Origin of the sequence: Jeotgalibaca dankookensis (genome assembly GCF_002005405.1) — a bacterium.
GTDB classification, from domain to species: domain Bacteria; phylum Bacillota; class Bacilli; order Lactobacillales; family Aerococcaceae; genus Jeotgalibaca; species Jeotgalibaca dankookensis.
Genome location: NZ_CP019728.1, coordinates 801,364 through 818,326 on the forward strand (window position 1 = coordinate 801,364; position 16,963 = coordinate 818,326).

At 37.2% G+C, this 16,963-nt stretch carries 17 protein-coding genes; 15 read left to right on the top strand and 2 right to left on the bottom strand.

The features are described from left to right. Positions 1-14: 14 nt before the first annotated feature. The 7 genes from glyQ to BW727_RS03920 all read left to right on the top strand — a co-directional run bounded on the left by glyQ (position 15) and on the right by BW727_RS03920 (position 8,770). Complete coding sequence (glyQ, locus tag BW727_RS03890; protein ID WP_062469412.1) at positions 15-932, top strand: glycine--tRNA ligase subunit alpha; 918 nt, start codon at positions 15-17, stop codon at positions 930-932. After that, positions 929-2,992 carry a glycine--tRNA ligase subunit beta gene (glyS, locus tag BW727_RS03895; RefSeq protein WP_062469410.1) on the top strand — a complete coding sequence of 688 codons (2,064 nt, stop codon included), beginning with the start codon at positions 929-931 and terminating at the stop codon, positions 2,990-2,992. The genes glyQ and glyS overlap by 4 nt, the downstream gene beginning before the upstream one ends. Before the next feature lie 140 nt (positions 2,993-3,132). Continuing rightward, a complete protein-coding gene (gene obgE / locus BW727_RS03900) occupies positions 3,133-4,440 on the top strand; it encodes a GTPase ObgE (protein WP_062469406.1) in 1,308 nt (435 codons plus the stop codon). Positions 4,441-4,457: 17 nt separating this feature from the next. Continuing rightward, positions 4,458-5,387, top strand: coding sequence for a ribonuclease Z (gene rnz / locus BW727_RS03905; RefSeq protein ID WP_062469402.1), 930 nt, complete (start codon positions 4,458-4,460; stop codon positions 5,385-5,387). A 29-nt stretch (positions 5,388-5,416) separates the two neighbouring features. Beyond that, on the top strand, positions 5,417-5,824 hold the full coding sequence (locus tag BW727_RS03910) for a LapA family protein (protein WP_062469399.1): 408 nt from the start codon (positions 5,417-5,419) through the stop codon (positions 5,822-5,824). Positions 5,825-5,914: 90 nt separating this feature from the next. Continuing rightward, positions 5,915-8,230: a single-stranded-DNA-specific exonuclease RecJ gene (recJ, locus tag BW727_RS03915; protein WP_062469396.1), complete on the top strand. Its 2,316-nt coding sequence runs from the start codon at positions 5,915-5,917 to the stop codon at positions 8,228-8,230. A 27-nt stretch (positions 8,231-8,257) separates the two neighbouring features. After that, entirely contained in the window at positions 8,258-8,770 is a 513-nt protein-coding gene (locus tag BW727_RS03920; protein WP_062469393.1) for an adenine phosphoribosyltransferase, read from the top strand. A gap of 35 nt (positions 8,771-8,805) precedes the next feature. Here the strand turns inward: BW727_RS03920 and lexA are convergent, their stop codons facing one another. After that, a complete protein-coding gene (gene lexA, locus BW727_RS03925; protein WP_062469390.1) occupies positions 8,806-9,429 on the bottom strand; it encodes a transcriptional repressor LexA in 624 nt (207 codons plus the stop codon). Positions 9,430-9,603: 174 nt separating this feature from the next. Between lexA and BW727_RS03930 the strand changes: the two genes are divergently transcribed. Next, positions 9,604-9,843 carry a YneF family protein gene (locus BW727_RS03930; RefSeq protein ID WP_062469387.1) on the top strand — a complete coding sequence of 80 codons (240 nt, stop codon included), beginning with the start codon at positions 9,604-9,606 and terminating at the stop codon, positions 9,841-9,843. 44 nt (positions 9,844-9,887) lie between these two features. On the opposite strand, the gene BW727_RS03935 is transcribed toward BW727_RS03930, so the two are convergent. Further along, positions 9,888-10,511 (bottom strand): lysophospholipid acyltransferase family protein, encoded by a 624-nt coding sequence (locus BW727_RS03935; protein ID WP_062469386.1) that lies wholly within the window; start codon positions 10,509-10,511, stop codon positions 9,888-9,890. A gap of 254 nt (positions 10,512-10,765) precedes the next feature. Here BW727_RS03935 and rpsB point away from each other — a divergent pair, with 254 nt between their 5' ends. From rpsB to rseP, 7 genes are all read left to right on the top strand, one after another. After that, positions 10,766-11,548, top strand: coding sequence for a 30S ribosomal protein S2 (rpsB, locus tag BW727_RS03940; protein ID WP_062469382.1), 783 nt, complete (start codon positions 10,766-10,768; stop codon positions 11,546-11,548). Positions 11,549-11,685: 137 nt separating this feature from the next. Beyond that, a complete protein-coding gene (tsf, locus tag BW727_RS03945; RefSeq protein ID WP_062469379.1) occupies positions 11,686-12,564 on the top strand; it encodes a translation elongation factor Ts in 879 nt (292 codons plus the stop codon). A gap of 86 nt (positions 12,565-12,650) precedes the next feature. Beyond that, a complete protein-coding gene (pyrH, locus tag BW727_RS03950) occupies positions 12,651-13,376 on the top strand; it encodes a UMP kinase (protein WP_062469375.1) in 726 nt (241 codons plus the stop codon). After that, positions 13,376-13,930 carry a ribosome recycling factor gene (gene frr, locus BW727_RS03955; protein ID WP_062469372.1) on the top strand — a complete coding sequence of 185 codons (555 nt, stop codon included), beginning with the start codon at positions 13,376-13,378 and terminating at the stop codon, positions 13,928-13,930. The genes pyrH and frr overlap by 1 nt, the downstream gene beginning before the upstream one ends. 139 nt (positions 13,931-14,069) lie before the next feature. Then, the gene (locus BW727_RS03960; protein WP_062469459.1) at positions 14,070-14,822 is read left to right on the top strand and encodes an isoprenyl transferase; all 753 of its coding nucleotides are present in this window, start codon (positions 14,070-14,072) and stop codon (positions 14,820-14,822) included. Between the two features lie 8 nt (positions 14,823-14,830). Beyond that, the gene (locus BW727_RS03965) at positions 14,831-15,625 is read left to right on the top strand and encodes a phosphatidate cytidylyltransferase (RefSeq protein WP_062469369.1); all 795 of its coding nucleotides are present in this window, start codon (positions 14,831-14,833) and stop codon (positions 15,623-15,625) included. A 26-nt stretch (positions 15,626-15,651) separates the two neighbouring features. Next, complete coding sequence (gene rseP / locus BW727_RS03970) at positions 15,652-16,926, top strand: RIP metalloprotease RseP (protein ID WP_062469367.1); 1,275 nt, start codon at positions 15,652-15,654, stop codon at positions 16,924-16,926. Positions 16,927-16,963: the final 37 nt, after the last annotated feature.

The window sequence follows — 16,963 nt, forward strand, 5'->3', positions numbered from 1 at the left end:
GAGGAGAATGAATGATGAAAGAAACGATTACCGTTCAGAAAATGATTCAAATATTGCAAAATTATTGGGCAGATCAAGGTTGTCTCCTATTAAATGCATATGATACAGAAAAGGGCGCTGGTACTATGAGTCCTTACACCTTCTTGCGTGCAATCGGTCCGGAACCATGGAATGCCGCTTACGTCGAACCATCACGCCGCCCTGCTGATGGCCGTTACGGGGAAAATCCCAATCGCTTATATCAACACCATCAATTTCAAGTAGTGATGAAACCTTCTCCTTCTAATATCCAAGAACTATATTTAAAAAGTTTAGAAGCGCTTGGAATTAACCCGCTTGAACATGATATCCGCTTTGTAGAAGACAATTGGGAAAATCCTTCACTCGGGTGTGCTGGACTAGGATGGGAAGTCTGGTTAGATGGGATGGAAATTACCCAATTTACCTATTTCCAGCAAGTAGGTGGACTAGCTTGCGATCCAGTTACCAGTGAATTAACTTATGGAATCGAGCGTCTTGCTTCTTATATACAAGATGTGGATAGTGTTTATGACTTGGAATGGACGACAGGTGTGAAATATGGTGAAATTTTTTACCAACCTGAATTTGAACAATCCACTTATGCCTTTGAAGAGAGTAATCCAGAGTTACTTTTTCAATTGTTTGATGCTTACAATACCGAAGCATTAAAACAAATTGAAAACGGTTTGGTTCATCCCGCTTATGACTATGTTTTAAAATGCTCTCACACTTTTAATATGCTAGATGCAAGAGGAATGATTTCAGCCACTGATCGAGCGGGCTATCTGGGACGTATTCGAAATATGGCTCGAAAAATTGCGCTTGCCTTTGTTGAAAAAAGAAAAGAATTAGGTTACCCGCTTCTTTCAGTTGATGAACGGGAACGTTTATTGAAGGAGGAAGTAAAATGACAGAAACATTTTTGTTGGAAATTGGTTTGGAAGAAGTACCGGCAAGATTCGTTCGTTCATCGAGTGAACAATTAAAGGAAAGAGTTGTCCGGTTCCTAAAAGAAAATAGACTAACATTTGGTGAAGTTCAAACCTATGCAACGCCTAGACGATTTGCGGTTCAAATTAAAGATTTAGCTGATAAACAAGAAGATATTACTGAAAAAGCAAAAGGCCCTTCAAAGAAAATTGCACTTGATGCAGATGGTAATTGGACGAAAGCAGCGCAAGGATTTATACGCGGTCAAGGGCTGACTACGGAAGATATTTACTTTGAATCCATAAAAGGTGTTGACTATATTCACGTTAATAAAGAAATCAAAGGAAATGCTAGTAAAGAAATTTTACAAACTTTACCCGAGGTGATTGCATCGATGACTTTCCCGGTTACGATGCATTGGGGAAGTTCACGGTTTGAGTTTATTCGTCCTGTTCACTGGTTAGTGGTGTTATTTGGAGCGGATATTGTTCCTTGCTCATTCATAGGAATCCATTCAGACCGAATTTCTAAAGGGCACCGGTTTTTAGGTCAAGAGGCAGTGATTGATCATGCCGACCATTATGCGGAAAAACTACGTGAACAATTTGTAATTGCGGATTTAGATGAGCGCAAAGCGATGATTAAAAAACAACTCGCTCATCTAGAAGAGGTTCATAACTGGGTTATTCCTAAAGATGACAACTTATTAGAGGAAGTTGTTTCACTTGTAGAGTATCCTACTGCCTTTTCAGGAAGTTTTGCTGAAAAATATCTTGTTTTACCAAAAGAAGTGCTAATTACTTCCATGAAAGATCACCAACGTTATTTCCAAGTTACCGATCAAAAAGGAGACTTGTTGCCATATTTTGTATCAGTTCGAAATGGAAATACTGATTATATTGAAAATGTTAGAAAAGGAAACGAAAAAGTGTTGGTAGCTCGTTTAGAAGACGGTCTATTTTTCTACGAGGAAGATAAAAAAATAGCCATTGAGCAATCCGTTAAACGACTTGAAACAATAGCTTTTCACGCTGAAATTGGTTCTTTAGCTGATAAAATGAATAATACTGAGCAAATAGCAACGCTTTTAGCGGAAGTTTTTTCCCTTCAACCTGAAAAGGTAGCGCATTTAAAACGTGCTGCACACATTTATAAATTCGACTTGGTTAGTAATATGGTTGGTGAGTTTCCAGAACTACAAGGTATAATGGGAGAAAAATATGCACTGATGGCTGGAGAAGACCCAGAAGTGGCAATAGCCATACGTGAACATTATTTGCCTTTAACGAGCGAGGGCAAACTACCTGAATCGGAAATTGGTGCAATTTTAGCGATAGCAGACAAACTTGATAGTATTATTAGTTTCTTCAAACAAGAAATGATTCCTACTGGTTCCAACGATCCCTATGCGCTACGTCGCCAAATGATTGGGATTGTTCAAATTATTGAATCAAGAAACTGGTCTTTTTCACTAGGTCAATTGCTTCAACTTATTTTAAAAAATGTTTATGGTCTAAAAGAGCCTGCGCAAATTGAGAAACTAATAACAGGAATCGCTCATTTTGCCAAAAATCGTATTCTTCAAAAATTGCAAACATACCAAATTGCCCATGATATACAAGAAGCAATTTTACATGCAAAAAATGATGACTTACTCGCTTTAATTAAACAAGCACGTGTCTTGAATCGTCACCATGGAGATACGAATTTCAAAGAAGTTATTGAAGCTCTTGCTCGCGTCATCAATATCTCTAAAAATGTAAACAAAGAACTGGTAATCGACGCAGATCTATTCGAAACAACGAGTGAAAAAAATCTATATGTGCAGGCGAATCATCTGGCAACTATTTGGGACTCAGCAACAATTGAAGAAAAATATACAGCTTTAGAAAATTTGGCTCCTTATATTGTTAATTATTTTGATGAAAATATGGTCATGGTAGACGACTCGAAAATAAAAGAAAACCGTTTAAATACCTTAGCGTTTGTTGCAAACTTTATTTTAGATTTTGCTGATGTAAGAAAAATAGTCACGAAATAATCGGAATGGACTGGGACGAATTTCCCAGTCTTTCGTTTTGAAAACAATTATTCTTTATGAATTCACTTGGTTGTGGTAAATTAAGGATGAGATAAAAGAAAAATTTATTTTAATTAGATAAGAAATGTGGGGACATAAATATGTCAATGTTTTTAGATCACGCACGTGTTAACGTTATCGCCGGTAAAGGTGGAGACGGAATGGTTGCATACAGACGTGAAAAGTATGTGCCAGACGGTGGACCAGCAGGTGGGGACGGCGGACACGGCGGAAGTGTAATATTCGTAGTAGATGGCGGTTTGCGGACCTTGTTAGATTTTCGTTACAATCGTCATTTCCGGGGAATTCCCGGAGAAAATGGAATGAGTAAAAGTAAATATGGTAAGTCTGCAAAAGATTTATACGTCAAAGTACCGCCAGGTACAGTCGTTCGTAATGCTGAAACGCAAGAACTTTTAGGAGATTTAACCGAGATTGGCCAAGAGTTAGTTGTTGCAAAAGGTGGACGTGGTGGACGTGGAAATATTAAATTTGCCACCCACCGTAACCCAGCACCCGCTATTGCTGAAAACGGTGAGCCAGGCCAAGAGTTAGTATTAGAATTAGAGTTAAAAGTAATTGCAGACGTTGGACTGGTTGGCTTTCCATCAGTTGGAAAATCAACCATTCTATCTGTTGTTTCTTCGGCTAAGCCAAAAATTGCCGATTATCATTTCACAACTCTTGTTCCAAACCTTGGTATGGTACAAGCTCAAAATGGTATTCAATTTGCTATGGCAGATTTACCAGGTTTAATTGAAGGAGCCTCTGAAGGAGTAGGACTTGGTATTCAATTCTTGCGCCATATTGAACGAACCCGTGTTATTTTACATGTTATTGATATGGGTGCGACTGAAGGGCGCGATCCTTTCGATGATTATGAAAAGATAAACAAGGAATTAGAAAGTTATGAACTGCGCTTGCTAGACCGTCCGACAGTTATTGTAGCAAATAAAATGGATGTACCCGGTGCAGAAGAGAACTTGAAAACATTTAAAAAACAACTTGAAGACAAATTTAAAGATCAAGACGTTCCAAAAGTTTTTGAAATTTCTGCTTACCAACATCAAGGGCTAGAGCCGTTAATAAACTATACAGCTGATTTAGTTGAGACAACGGATCCTTTCCCATTATTTGATGAAGAAGAAGTAGAAAAATCAGTACTTTACCAATTAGAGGGTAGTGCCGATGAGATTACTGTGACGCGCGATCCAGACGCAACCTGGGTTTTAGGTGGCGAAAAAATTGAACGTCTATTGAAGATGACTAATTTTGATCACCATGAAAGCACCATGCGTTTTGCACGTCAATTAAGAGGATTAGGAATTGATGAGCTGTTACGTTCCAGAGGAGCTGAGGACGGCGACCTTGTTCGCATCCTCGATTATGAATTCGAATTTGTCGATTAGAGAAATGAGTGTCAAATGTGAAAATACAGTTTTTGGGGACTGGAGCCGGTGTTCCGTCTACACTTAGAAATTTAAGTAGTATTGCGTTAAAACTATTAGACGAAAGAAATGAAATTTGGTTGTTTGACTGTGGAGAAGGAACCCAGCAACGTATTTTAAAAACATCTCTGAAACCTCGTAAGGTTACTAAAGTTTTTATTACTCATCTTCACGGAGATCATATTTATGGTCTTCCGGGTTTTCTTAGTAGCCGTGCCTTCCAAGGAGGAGATACGCCTTTAACCATTTATGGACCTAAAGGTATTAAAGAGTTCGTTTTAACGGCGCTTCGAGTGTCACAATCACATCTAAGATATCCAATTTTCTTTCATGAAATCTATGAAGATGGCGTTATTTTTGAAGACAATCAGTTTAAAGTAACGTGTGGGAAGTTAGCACATGGTATCCCATCTTACGGTTATCGGATTCATGAAGCCGAATATCCAGGGGAATTATTAGTTGATGAATTACGTGCAAACAATGTTCCAGCGGGGCCACTTTATGGCAAGTTAAAAAATGGCGAAACAGTGACTCTGGCTGATGGACGTACCATAGATGGGAAAGACTATATTGGAGAAGCCATATCAGGGCGAATTGTAACGATTATCGGGGATACAAAACGAACCGATAAGAGTTTCGAACTAGCTTTAAATGCGGATGTTTTAGTACACGAATCAACCTTTGCGAAAGAAAATCAAAAATTCGCTCGTGACTACTATCACTCGACTTGCATAGATGCAGCCTTAGTTGCCAAAGAAGCAGGTGCTAAACAACTTTATTTAACACATATCAGTTCACGCTATCTGGCTAAAGACCAAAAGCAAATGCAAGAAGATGCTCGTCAAGTCTTCTCGCATACTTGCATGGTTAACGATTATGATGAATTTGATATCTTATTGGACAAATAAGCTAATGTATAAGATGGGAAGGGATTTTCATGAAAAATCAATGGCGTTTGTTAATTGCACTCTTGATTGTGATTTTAATTGTAATCTTTGCGATATTAAATGGGGACGGTGTTCCGATTAGTTACGGTTTTGGAGAAGTACGTGCTCCTTTAATTATCGTTATCACGATTTCTTTATTACTCGGTTCAATTCTCACTTTAATTGTTACTACTAGTTCTACTAGACACGATAAGAGAGAGTTAAAATCGTTACGAGAAAAGATTGATAACCAGGAGTTTGAAACAGAAGAAGCAATAAAAAAAGTAAGAGCCCAATACGAAAATCGTATTCAAACCTTAACTACAATCATTGAGCAAAATAAAAATGCAACACAAGAGAGTCCAGTTGTGCAGACAAAATCTGATTACCCCGATGGAAGTCATCCCGACCAGTCTTAAGTCCAAGTATATTTTATAAGTGAACACGCCTACGTTTTGATGACGTGGGCGTGTTTGTAGTTAGTAAAAATTGATAAAGGAGGTAAATAATTGCTAGATTCAAAATTAAATTGGGAATTATTAGGTGAATCTTTAGATTATGAAAAAGTAGCAACTTTAAAAAAGACAACAGATTATAGTGAGACCTTTATCAAACTGTGTCTGACGCGTGGAATAGATACACAAGAAAAACTGACAGAATTTCTCCAACCTGAAGCGCCTCTGTTCAATGATCCTTTACTCATGTACGGTATGGAGAAATCAGTTCAACGTATTCTGACTGCAATTGAAACTGGTGAAAAGATCCTTATTTATGGTGATTATGATGCTGACGGTATAACCAGTACAGCAATTTTAGTTGAAGCGATTGAAATAATGGGAGGGAATGTTTCTTATTACTTACCTAATCGCTTTGAAGATGGTTACGGCCCTAATGTAGAGGTTTTTAAACGCTTTATTTCTGAAGAAAATAATTTAATTATCACCTGTGACAATGGTGTGAGTGGTCATGAAGCAGTAGAAATGGCAATGGCTCAAGGTGTTGATGTCATTATTACAGATCATCATGAATTGCCAACAACGCTTCCTAAAGCTTTTTCGATTGTTCATCCAAGACATCCTGACGGAAGTTACCCTTTTAAAGACTTGTCAGGTGCAGGTGTCGCATTAAAGCTAGTAGCCGCTTTAATGGAACGAATCCCTTATGAATTCATGGATATGGCGGCTATTGGGACTGTAGCTGATTTAGTAAGTTTAACAGATGAAAATCGTTGGATTGTTAAACAAGGGATTGAAATGCTTAAAAATACTGAGCGAATCGGACTGCATCTTTTATTTGAAAAAGCCGGCGTTGAGATAAGCACGATTAACGAAGAAACCATCGGATTTATAATTGGTCCACGCCTGAATGCACTTGGAAGATTAGGTGATGCTGGGCCTGGTGTAGAACTTTTATTGTCATTTGATGAAGAGGAGTTAACCAAGTTAATTGAGCAAATACAAGACATTAATAATAAGCGGCAGGAAATCGTTAATAAAATCACTGACTCTGCCCAGCAAAAAATAGCTGAATTTGAAACATTACCAGATATCATTGTTTTAGAGGATGCTGATTGGCACGAAGGTGTTTTAGGTATTGTCGCCAGCCGTATTGTTGAAAAAACAGGAAGGCCGACTATTTTATTGCACACAAATCCTGATACAGGTGTATCGAAAGGTTCGGGACGTAGTATAGAAGCGTTACATTTATTTAAGGCTTTATCTGCTACTGAAGACACCTTAATAAAATTTGGTGGGCATAAGATGGCTGCCGGACTTAGTTTATTAACTGAAAACATTGCTGATTTTATCGAAACCATTACAACCTATGCAGCTAGCTACCATCAAGAGATAAAAAAAGGGAATCGAGTAAGAATAGATGAAATCCTTGAGATTAAAGAAGTTTCTCTTTCTTTTTTACAGGAAATTGATACTTTAAGACCTTTTGGAACGGATAACCCAAAGCCGATGTTTGGTTTTGAGTCGGTCGCTGCGACTCAAGTAAAGCAAATTGGTGCAGATCAAAAGCATTTAAAACTTGTTTTACAAGCAGATACAGATACGTTGGATGTCATAGGTTTTAATAAAGGGCAAGCCGCTAGTTATTTAACCAATAATGTTCCTATCTCCGCACTTGGCGAATTGAGTATTAATACATGGCGAGATAGATCTAAACCGCAATTACAACTGAAAGATTTTAAAATAAATGGTCCACAATTCTTCGATGGACGACAGTCAAAATTTAATCCTCATTCTATTAGACATAAAAATAGTGTTTACTTATTTTTTAACCAAGTATTTTTTGACAAAATGAGTGAGCAGCTACCTGTTCAGTCAATGGCTGTTTTATTAGAAAGCGATGATGATATCCCGCCATTTCCGGCTTCGTTAAATAATTTAGTCTTACTTGATTGTCCAACGAATTTGGATATTTTAGATGCTTTTCTTCAAACACATGTATTCCAAAATTATTATGTCTATGCCTTCCCAGTTGCATCGATTCAAGAACAAGGTCTTCCTAGTAAAGATATTTTCGGGAAAGTGTATAAATACTTATATTTACGTAAAGACATGGCGATTCGAGAAAAAATAGATGCGCTCTCAGCTTATCTACAAGTCGAAAAAGGGCAGCTGATTTTTATGATTCAGGTGTTTTTAGAAGCAAAATTTGTTACAATAAAAGACGGAGTATTAAATCCGGTTTTAAAACCTGAAAAAGCAGATTTAACTCAAACAAGCGTTTACCAAGAGAGAATAAAAAATTTAGAAGCTGAAAAAATGTTTATTTATAGTGATTTTTCGCAATTGTCAGATTGGTTAAAAAAATAAAACGGATTCTTACAGGAGGAATTGTCGATGAATTTAAAAGATTATATTACTGATGTGAAAGATTTCCCAGAAGAAGGTATTATATTTCGTGATATTTCACCTTTAATGCAAGATGGAGAAGCCTATAAATATGCTATAAATCAAATCGTTGAATTTGCAAAAGATTTAGGAGTAGACAAAGTAGTCGGACCAGAAGCGCGTGGATTTATGGTTGGTTGCCCTGTTTCGGTGGGGCTAACGTGTGGCTTTGCCATGGCGCGAAAGAAAGGAAAACTTCCGCGAGAAACAGTGGAGGTTGATTATGGTTTGGAGTACGGTAAAGCAACCTTGCAACTCCATGCCGATGCCGTTCTTCCTGGCGAAAAAGTACTAGTATGCGATGATTTACTAGCAACAGGGGGAACGACTTTAGCGACAGTTGAATTGATTGAAAAGCTTGGTGGGGAAGTTGTTGGGTTAGCCTTTTTAATTGAATTGCTTGATTTAAAAGGTCGCGATAAAATTAAAGGGTATAATATTAAAACGCTAATGGAATACTAAAAAAAGAGCTAGCGAAAGCTAGCTCTTTTTTAACCTTAATTAATATGACTGCGATAAAGACCTACAACCTTACCTAAAATATGAACATCATTAAGAATAATCGGGTCCATATTGTCATTTTCGGGTTGAAGACGGAAATAATCTTTTTCTTTGAAGAAACGTTTGCATGTCGCTTCATCTTCATCGGTTATAGCAATAACAATTTCACCATTTGAAGCGGAGGTTTGTTTTCGGACAATAACTGAGTCATCATTTAAAATACCGGCTTTAATCATACTATTGCCTCTAATTTTTAACATGAACAAATCTTCAGAAATATTATTTAAATTGGGTGGGATAGGAAAGAAGTCAGTCGCTTCCTCGACAGCAAGTATTGGCTCACCGGCGGTAACTACTCCTAATAAAGGCATGTGAATACTTTTAATTCCTAATTTGCTAAGACCTAATTCGGTTACTTCAATAGCCCGAGGTTTGGTTGGATCTCTAAAAATAAATCCAGCTTTTTCTAAACGTGACAAATGACCGTGAACAGTCGATGTCGAGGAAAGGTCTACCGCGTTTCCAATTTCTCGAACGGTTGGTGGATATCCTTTTTCTTGGACTTGGTTATAAATGAAATGTAGGACCTGCATCTGGCGCGTATCTTTATTTCCAGCCATATTTGCATCATCTCCGTTACTATTTTATGTGCTAATTGTAGCACAGGGTTTAGCTGAAATCAAACAAACGTTCGCTATTTAAAAATAAAGCAAGGAAATGACGGATTTCTATTTCTTTTTCTCGTAACTTCTTGTAATATTACTAAATGAACACGTTCGGAAGGAGGAGATAAAATGAGTACTGGAGCTTGGATATTAATTGTTATTATAGGAATCCTTCTCGGAGCAGTTGGAGGGTTTTTCTTATCACGTCGTTATATGATGAACTACTTTCAAGAAAATCCACCAATTTCAGAAGAAATGCTACGCGGTATGATGATGCAAATGGGACAAAAACCGTCAGAGCGTAAAGTTAAGCAAATCATGGCTTCTATGAAAGCACAATCTAAAGCAGCAACTAAGAAGAAAAAATAGTATAAAAAACACTCCAAACCGAGTTCCATCAGTTTGGAGTGTTTTTATTTCTTCTTGTAATCAAAAGAAAAGTCTGGATCTATTTTGTGATCTAAATTATCAAAGCTATTTTGAAGTTCTTGATCAAAACCAGCCATTTCTTCCTTAGTCAAGCGTCCGGGAGGAAGTTCAATGGGTGTCCCGAAATAAACATGGCCTTTTTTACGCATTAAAAGTTCCTTAAATGTAAATGGGCCTTGGTAAACAACAGGAATAATAGGGGCTTTTGCTAAGCGAGCAATGGCTGTTGTCCCACCTTTAACTTGGGAATCATACCGAGTTCCTGTAGAAAAAATTAAAAAGTTCATTTTCCTTTCTTTTAGAATAGTAACCGGTTGTTTAATAGCGCTAGGACCAGGATTATCTCGGTTAACAGGAATCCCATTCATTTTTCGGATCAACCAGTTTAGAAGTCTGTTCCGGTCAAACAACTCTTGTTTAGCCATAGTTGCAAACGTATGTGGGTATGCAGCTACAGCAATATAAAGCGGATCAATCCAACTTCGATGGGGGGCTGCTAAAATAAATGCGCGATCTACTGGTAAGTTTTCTCTATTTTGTATATCAGTTTTACCTGTTAATAAAAACAATAAGAATTGTACAAGACGAACAACAGTATTATAAAACATATGGACTGACCTCCAATGATTAAATTGCTACTAGTTAGTATGCGTTAAGCACACATATATTTCAAGAAGAAAAACAAATTTAATCTTATAAATATAATTCTTGCTTTTTTTTTAATTCGTAGTATAATTGATTACGGTGCTTCGGCACTCTATTTCACACCTCTGCGGATACAAGGATGGGTGCTTCTTAGGAAGTCATTCTAGTAAATGAAGCCGGGGGAGGAAAATAAAAAACCATATTGGAGGAATTAAGCATGGCAGTTATCTCAATGAAACAATTGCTAGAATCAGGTGTTCACTTCGGTCACCAGACACGTCGTTGGAACCCAAAAATGAAACCATATATCTTTACAGAAAGAAATGGTATCTATATTATCGACTTACAAAAGACAGTAAAACTAGTGGACAAAGCGTATAAATATATGCTAAATGTCGCTGAAGACGGTGGCGTTGCTCTTTTCGTAGGAACTAAAAAACAAGCTCAAGACTCAATTAAAGACGAAGCGATTCGTTCAGGTCAATACTACATTAACCACCGTTGGTTAGGTGGAACTTTGACTAACTGGGATACAATCCAAAAACGTATCAAACGTCTAAAAGAAATCGAAAAAATGGCAGAAGACGGTACTTTTGAATTACTACCTAAAAAAGAAGTAGGAATTCTAGTTAAAGAACAAGAACGTCTTGAAAAATTCTTAGGTGGTATTAAAGATATGCCAAGAATTCCAGATGTTATTTTTATCGTAGACCCAAGAAAAGAAAAAATTGCAGTGCAAGAAGCACGCAAACTTAACATTCCAATTGTAGCTATGGTAGATACAAACTGTGACCCAGATGAGATTGATGTTATTATCCCATCTAACGACGATGCAATTCGTGCAGTTAAATTAATTACTGGTAAAATGGCTGATGCTTTCATCGAAGGTAATCAAGGTGCAGATCAAGAAGTCGAAAAAGCATTTACTGAAGCTGCAGAAGACGCAACTTCTCTAGAAGAAATTGTTGAAGTTGTTGAAGGCGACAACGTAAAGGCATAAGCTTTTAATGATTGAATGATAGGAATCTAAAACGGCTGTCTCATAAATAAGGAAGATATTGCAGAAAAGCCAAAATCTCTCTCTATTTTGAGGCAGTTTTTATATGAAAAAATATAAATTACAGGAGGACTTTAATAATGGCACAAATTTCCGCAAAACAAGTTAAAGAACTACGTGACATGACAGGCGTTGGAATGATGGACGCAAAACGTGCACTTGTAGAAGTAGAAGGTAACATGGATGCTGCAGTTGACTATCTAAGAGAAAAAGGTATGGCAAGAGCTGCTAAAAAAGCTGACCGTATCGCAGCTGAAGGGTTAGCAAATGTTGCTATCGATGGTAATACTGCAGTTGCAGTTGAAATTAATGCTGAAACGGACTTCGTTGCTAAAAATGACAAATTCCAAGCACTCGTTAAAGAAATTACAGCATTGATTCTCGAAAATAAACCAGCTGATTTAGAAGCTGCTTTAGAACTTTCAACTGACGACGGAACATTAAGCGATAAAATTACTAACGCTACTACTGTTATCGGAGAAAAAATTTCTCTACGTCGTTTTACTTTGCTTGAAAAAACTGATTCACAAACATTCGGTTCATATATTCACCAAGGTGGACGCATTGTTGCGTTAACACTTCTTGAAGGAGCAGACGAAGAAACTGCGAAGGAAGTTGCAATGCACGTAGCAGCAATTAATCCAAAATATGTTTCTCGTGAAGAAGTTCCTGCTGATGTTATTGAGCATGAAAAGAAAGTATTAAGTGAACAAGCTCTTAATGAAGGAAAACCAGCAAATATTGTCGAAAAAATGATTGTTGGTCGCTTGAATAAATTCTTGGGAGAAATCTCATTGAACGACCAAGCATTTGTAAAAGATCCAGATGTAACGGTTTCTAAATATGTGGCATCTAAAAACGGTTCTGTTTTATCATTCGTTCGCTTTGAAGTCGGCGAAGGAATTGAAAAACGTCAAGAAAACTTTGCAGAAGAAGTTATGAGCCAAATCAAACAATAATAAGTTGAAAAGAGCCTGAGGCAATTGTCTCAGGCTCTCTCACTATAGATTATAAATTCCGGATTAAACACATGGAGGAAAAAACGATGGATCAACCCAAATATAAGCGTGTCATTTTAAAACTAAGTGGTGAAGCCTTAGCCGGTAGCGCTGGCTTCGGCATCAATCCCCCAGTCATTAAAGAAATGGTGGAAGAGATTAAAGAAGTGCAAGCACTTGGTGTCGAAATCGCTATTATCGTTGGTGGAGGTAACATTTGGCGTGGTACGACTGGCGCTGAAATGGGAATGGAACGTGCACAAGCAGATTATATGGGAATGCTCGCAACGGTTATGAACTCGTTAGCACTACAAGATGTCTTAGAAAATGCGGGTGTTCCAACTCGTGTTCAGACATCTATTGAAATGCGCCAAATTGCTGAGCCGTATATTAGAAGAAAAGCCATCCGTCACTTAGAAAAAGGTCGGGTTGTTATTTTTGCTGGTGGTACTGGTAATCCTTATTTTTCAACTGATACGACAGCTGCATTACGTGCAGCAGAAATTGGCGCAGATGTGATTTTAATGGCAAAAAATAATGTTGATGGCGTATATTCAGCCGATCCAAAAAAAGACCTCAATGCAGTTAAATTTACTGAATTGACACATTTAGATGTTATTTCTAAAGGGTTGCAAGTCATGGATTCAACAGCAAGCTCCTTGAGCATGGACAACGATATTCCGTTGGTGGTCTTTAATTTAAATAACCCAGGTAACATTCGTCGTGTTATAATGGGAGAAGAAATTGGAACTACTGTTAGGGGGAACAATTAATGTTAGATATATTAAATGATGCTAGTGATCGTATGAAAAAAGCAGAAGAAGCTTTAGAACGTGAGTTAGGCAGAATTCGTGCGGGTGTAGCAAACGCAAGTTTGCTAGAACGATTAGAAGTGGAGTACTACGGTGCACCAACACCAGTAAACCAACTTGCTTCTATCAATGTACCAGAAGCACGTATGCTAACAATCACACCTTATGATAAATCAATTCTTTCCGATATTGAACGTGCCATTTACCAAAGTGATTTAGGGATTAATCCCACAAATGATGGTACTTTAATCCGCTTAGTTATTCCAGCTCTAACTGAAGATCGCAGAAAAGAACTTGCGAAACAAGTTGGAAAAAATAGCGAAAATGCGAAAGTAGCCGTTCGTAATATCCGTCGTGATGCCATTGATGCATTGAAAAAAGCTGAAAAAAGTGGCGATATCTCCGAAGATGAATTACATGTAAATGAGAAAAAAGTGCAAGAAATCACGGATAAGAGTACAAAACGTATCGATAAAATAGCAGCTGATAAAGAAGAAGAGCTATTAGAAAAATAAGGAATAAGGTGGCTGAGACCTCACGTCTTGGCCATTTTTTGTAATATTAAATTAACCTTTAATATGGCATTCTTTATTGGTAAAGGAAGAATAGTCTGATAAAATGGGATAAGTGAATCAGTTGAAGGCAGGTAATAAAATGGCTCTTTTAGATAAAAAAAAGGATTTGTCTTTTAAAAAAGACGGACAAATACCCAAACATATTGCAATTATTATGGATGGAAATGGTAGATGGGCAAAAAAACGCTTTATGCCTAGAGTATACGGGCATAAAGAAGGAATGAATACAGTAAAAAAAATTGCGATTCATGCCCAAGAAATAGGCGTCAAGGTTTTAACTCTTTATGCATTCTCGACAGAAAATTGGAAACGTCCTAAGGATGAAGTTTCTTATTTGATGAGTTTGCCGGTTGATTTTTTTGATGTTTTTATGGGTGACCTAATCAAAAATAATATTCGTGTGATGACCATTGGTTGGAATGAACAGCTACCTGAAAAGACAAAAGATGCCGTATTGCAGGCTGTTGAAAAGACAAAGAACAATACCGGAATGATATTAAATTTTGCACTTAATTATGGTTCTCGACAAGAAATTGTCGAAATGACACGACAGGTTGCCCAAAAAGTGGCTGCGGGGGAAGTGTCCGCAGATGAAATCGATGAAACCTTTATATCGCAGGCTCTTTTTACAAATAAACTTGGACCCTATCATGATCCTGAATTGATTATTCGAACAAGTGGTGAAATTCGAATTAGTAACTTTTTGCTTTGGCAAATTGCCTACAGTGAATTCTACTTTACAGATGTATACTGGCCTGATTTTACAAATGCCACTTTAGAATCTGCTATTGCGGACTATCAAGATAGAAATCGCCGTTTTGGCGGATTGTGAGGAATAGGATGAAAACAAGAATTATTACCGGTATTATCGGACTAATGATTTTTTTACCCATTGTTTGGATAGGCAGTTGGCCTTTAACAGTAGGGACCTTAGTTCTGGGTTTGATAGGTATTTCAGAATTGTTTAATATGAAAAAACTATCTTTTTTTTCAATCACAGGTTTATTGACTTCTCTTATGACGGTTTTAATCATTTTACCGGAAGAATGGTTGACTTTTATTCCTAATGGATTAAGCATGTGGAACCTTTATTTTGTTTATGCAATGGCGTTGATGTTAATAACCGTATTTTCAGGCAACACGTTTACTTTTGATGATGCTGGCGTTTTATTACTGGCTTCTTTGTATATCGGTACAGGATTCCATTATTTTATTCAAACAGCAGAAATTGGTTTTTATATGGTCATGTTTGTAATGTTAGTTATTTGGTCCACTGATATTGGTGCTTATGCTATTGGTATGAAGCTAGGCAAAAATAAATTGGCTCCCGTTATTAGTCCGAATAAATCCATTGAAGGAGCAGTAGGTGGAATTATAACAGCAGTTATAGTCAGTATCATTTATATGCAGTTCTATAATCCTTTCAATTTCTCGATTGTCATGATCATGCTACTCGCAGGAGTCATGTCTGTTTTTGGGCAATTGGGTGATTTAACAGAGTCTGCTTATAAACGTTATTTCGAAGTCAAAGATTCGGGAAAACTATTACCAGGTCATGGTGGTATTTTAGATCGATTTGATAGTACACTGTTTGTTATGCCTTTATTTCAAATCATCTTACTTATTGTTCAATAATTCATCAGAGAATGGGAAGTGGTTTTTTGTTACAGACGATTTTAATCTTTTTAATTATTTTTAGTATTTTAGTTATTATTCATGAGTTCGGACATTTTTACTTTGCCAAAAAAGCTGGTATCCTTGTACGTGAATTTGCAATTGGGATGGGACCTAAAATGTTTTCACATAGGAAAAACGGCACTACCTACACCGTCCGTATTTTTCCTTTAGGCGGCTATGTTCGCATGGCTGGTTACGGGGATGACGAGATGGAATTACGTGCAGGCATGTTGGTTAAAATTAAATTAGATGATGCCAATACGATTACTGAAATCGATTTGAGTGATAAACAACAATTAGATGGTGTCCCAATGGAGCTTGTTGCTTATGACCTTGATAAAGATATGTACCTAGAAGGAAATGTTGCCGGTCGTGATGGTTTGGTTCGGTATACAGTTAAACGCGACGCTTTAATAACTGAACCAGATGGCACTCAAGTACAAGTTGCACCTTTAGATGTGCAATTCCAATCTGCTCCTTTACTTAAACGAATGATGACAAATTTTGCTGGACCTATGAACAATTTTATTCTAGGTATTCTTGTTTTCTCAGCTATTGCTTTTATTCAAGGTGGCGTTCTAGTTAATGAAAGCCGAATTGGCGAGATTAGTCCCAATAGTCCAGCTCAAGAGGCAGGATTACAAGAGGGTGATCAAGTGACTGCTATCAATGGTCAAGAAGTTAAGTTATGGCCTGAGCTGGTTCAAACGATTCAATCGAGTCCGAATGAACTTTTATTATTAAAAGTAAAGTCACAATCCGACGATTCTGTTAAAGAAGTTTCGATTACGCCGAGCATTCAAACAGACGAAGATGGCAATGAATATGGCCAGATTGGTATTATGCAAGCTATTGAAAGATCTTTTTCTAGTAAGATTATTTATGGCTTTACTCAAACCTGGTTTATTATTACGTCTATTTTTAGTTTGATAGGCTCTATGTTTACAAGAGGGTTTGATGTAAATGCCTTTGGTGGACCAGTAGCTATTTATGCAGCTACAGAAGAGGTGGTTGGGTATGGTTTTATGAGTATTTTAAGCTTTCTCGGATATTTAAGTGTCAATCTAGGAACAGTTAACCTCTTACCGGTCCCAGCACTTGATGGTGGCAAACTCCTTTTAAATCTTGTTGAAGGTGTTAGAGGAAAACCACTTGAACCTGAAAAAGAAAGCATCATTACATTGATAGGCGTTGTCATGCTCCTTCTTTTAATGGTTGTTATTACGTGGAATGATATCCAACGGTTCTTTTTTGGTTAATAAATGAGCAGAAAATTCAAAGATTTCATTTCATGAA

Coding starts and splice junctions, on each gene's coding strand:
- glyQ (WP_062469412.1), top strand. CDS start 15: ATGAAAGAAACGATTACCGTTCAGAAAATGATTCAAATATTGCAAAAT.
- glyS (WP_062469410.1), top strand. CDS start 929: ATGACAGAAACATTTTTGTTGGAAATTGGTTTGGAAGAAGTACCGGCA.
- obgE (WP_062469406.1), top strand. CDS start 3,133: ATGTCAATGTTTTTAGATCACGCACGTGTTAACGTTATCGCCGGTAAA.
- BW727_RS03910 (WP_062469399.1), top strand. CDS start 5,417: ATGAAAAATCAATGGCGTTTGTTAATTGCACTCTTGATTGTGATTTTA.
- BW727_RS03920 (WP_062469393.1), top strand. CDS start 8,258: ATGAATTTAAAAGATTATATTACTGATGTGAAAGATTTCCCAGAAGAA.
- lexA (WP_062469390.1), bottom strand. CDS start 9,429: ATGGCTGGAAATAAAGATACGCGCCAGATGCAGGTCCTACATTTCATT.
- BW727_RS03930 (WP_062469387.1), top strand. CDS start 9,604: ATGAGTACTGGAGCTTGGATATTAATTGTTATTATAGGAATCCTTCTC.
- BW727_RS03935 (WP_062469386.1), bottom strand. CDS start 10,511: ATGTTTTATAATACTGTTGTTCGTCTTGTACAATTCTTATTGTTTTTA.
- rpsB (WP_062469382.1), top strand. CDS start 10,766: ATGGCAGTTATCTCAATGAAACAATTGCTAGAATCAGGTGTTCACTTC.
- tsf (WP_062469379.1), top strand. CDS start 11,686: ATGGCACAAATTTCCGCAAAACAAGTTAAAGAACTACGTGACATGACA.
- pyrH (WP_062469375.1), top strand. CDS start 12,651: ATGGATCAACCCAAATATAAGCGTGTCATTTTAAAACTAAGTGGTGAA.
- frr (WP_062469372.1), top strand. CDS start 13,376: ATGTTAGATATATTAAATGATGCTAGTGATCGTATGAAAAAAGCAGAA.
- BW727_RS03960 (WP_062469459.1), top strand. CDS start 14,070: ATGGCTCTTTTAGATAAAAAAAAGGATTTGTCTTTTAAAAAAGACGGA.
- BW727_RS03965 (WP_062469369.1), top strand. CDS start 14,831: ATGAAAACAAGAATTATTACCGGTATTATCGGACTAATGATTTTTTTA.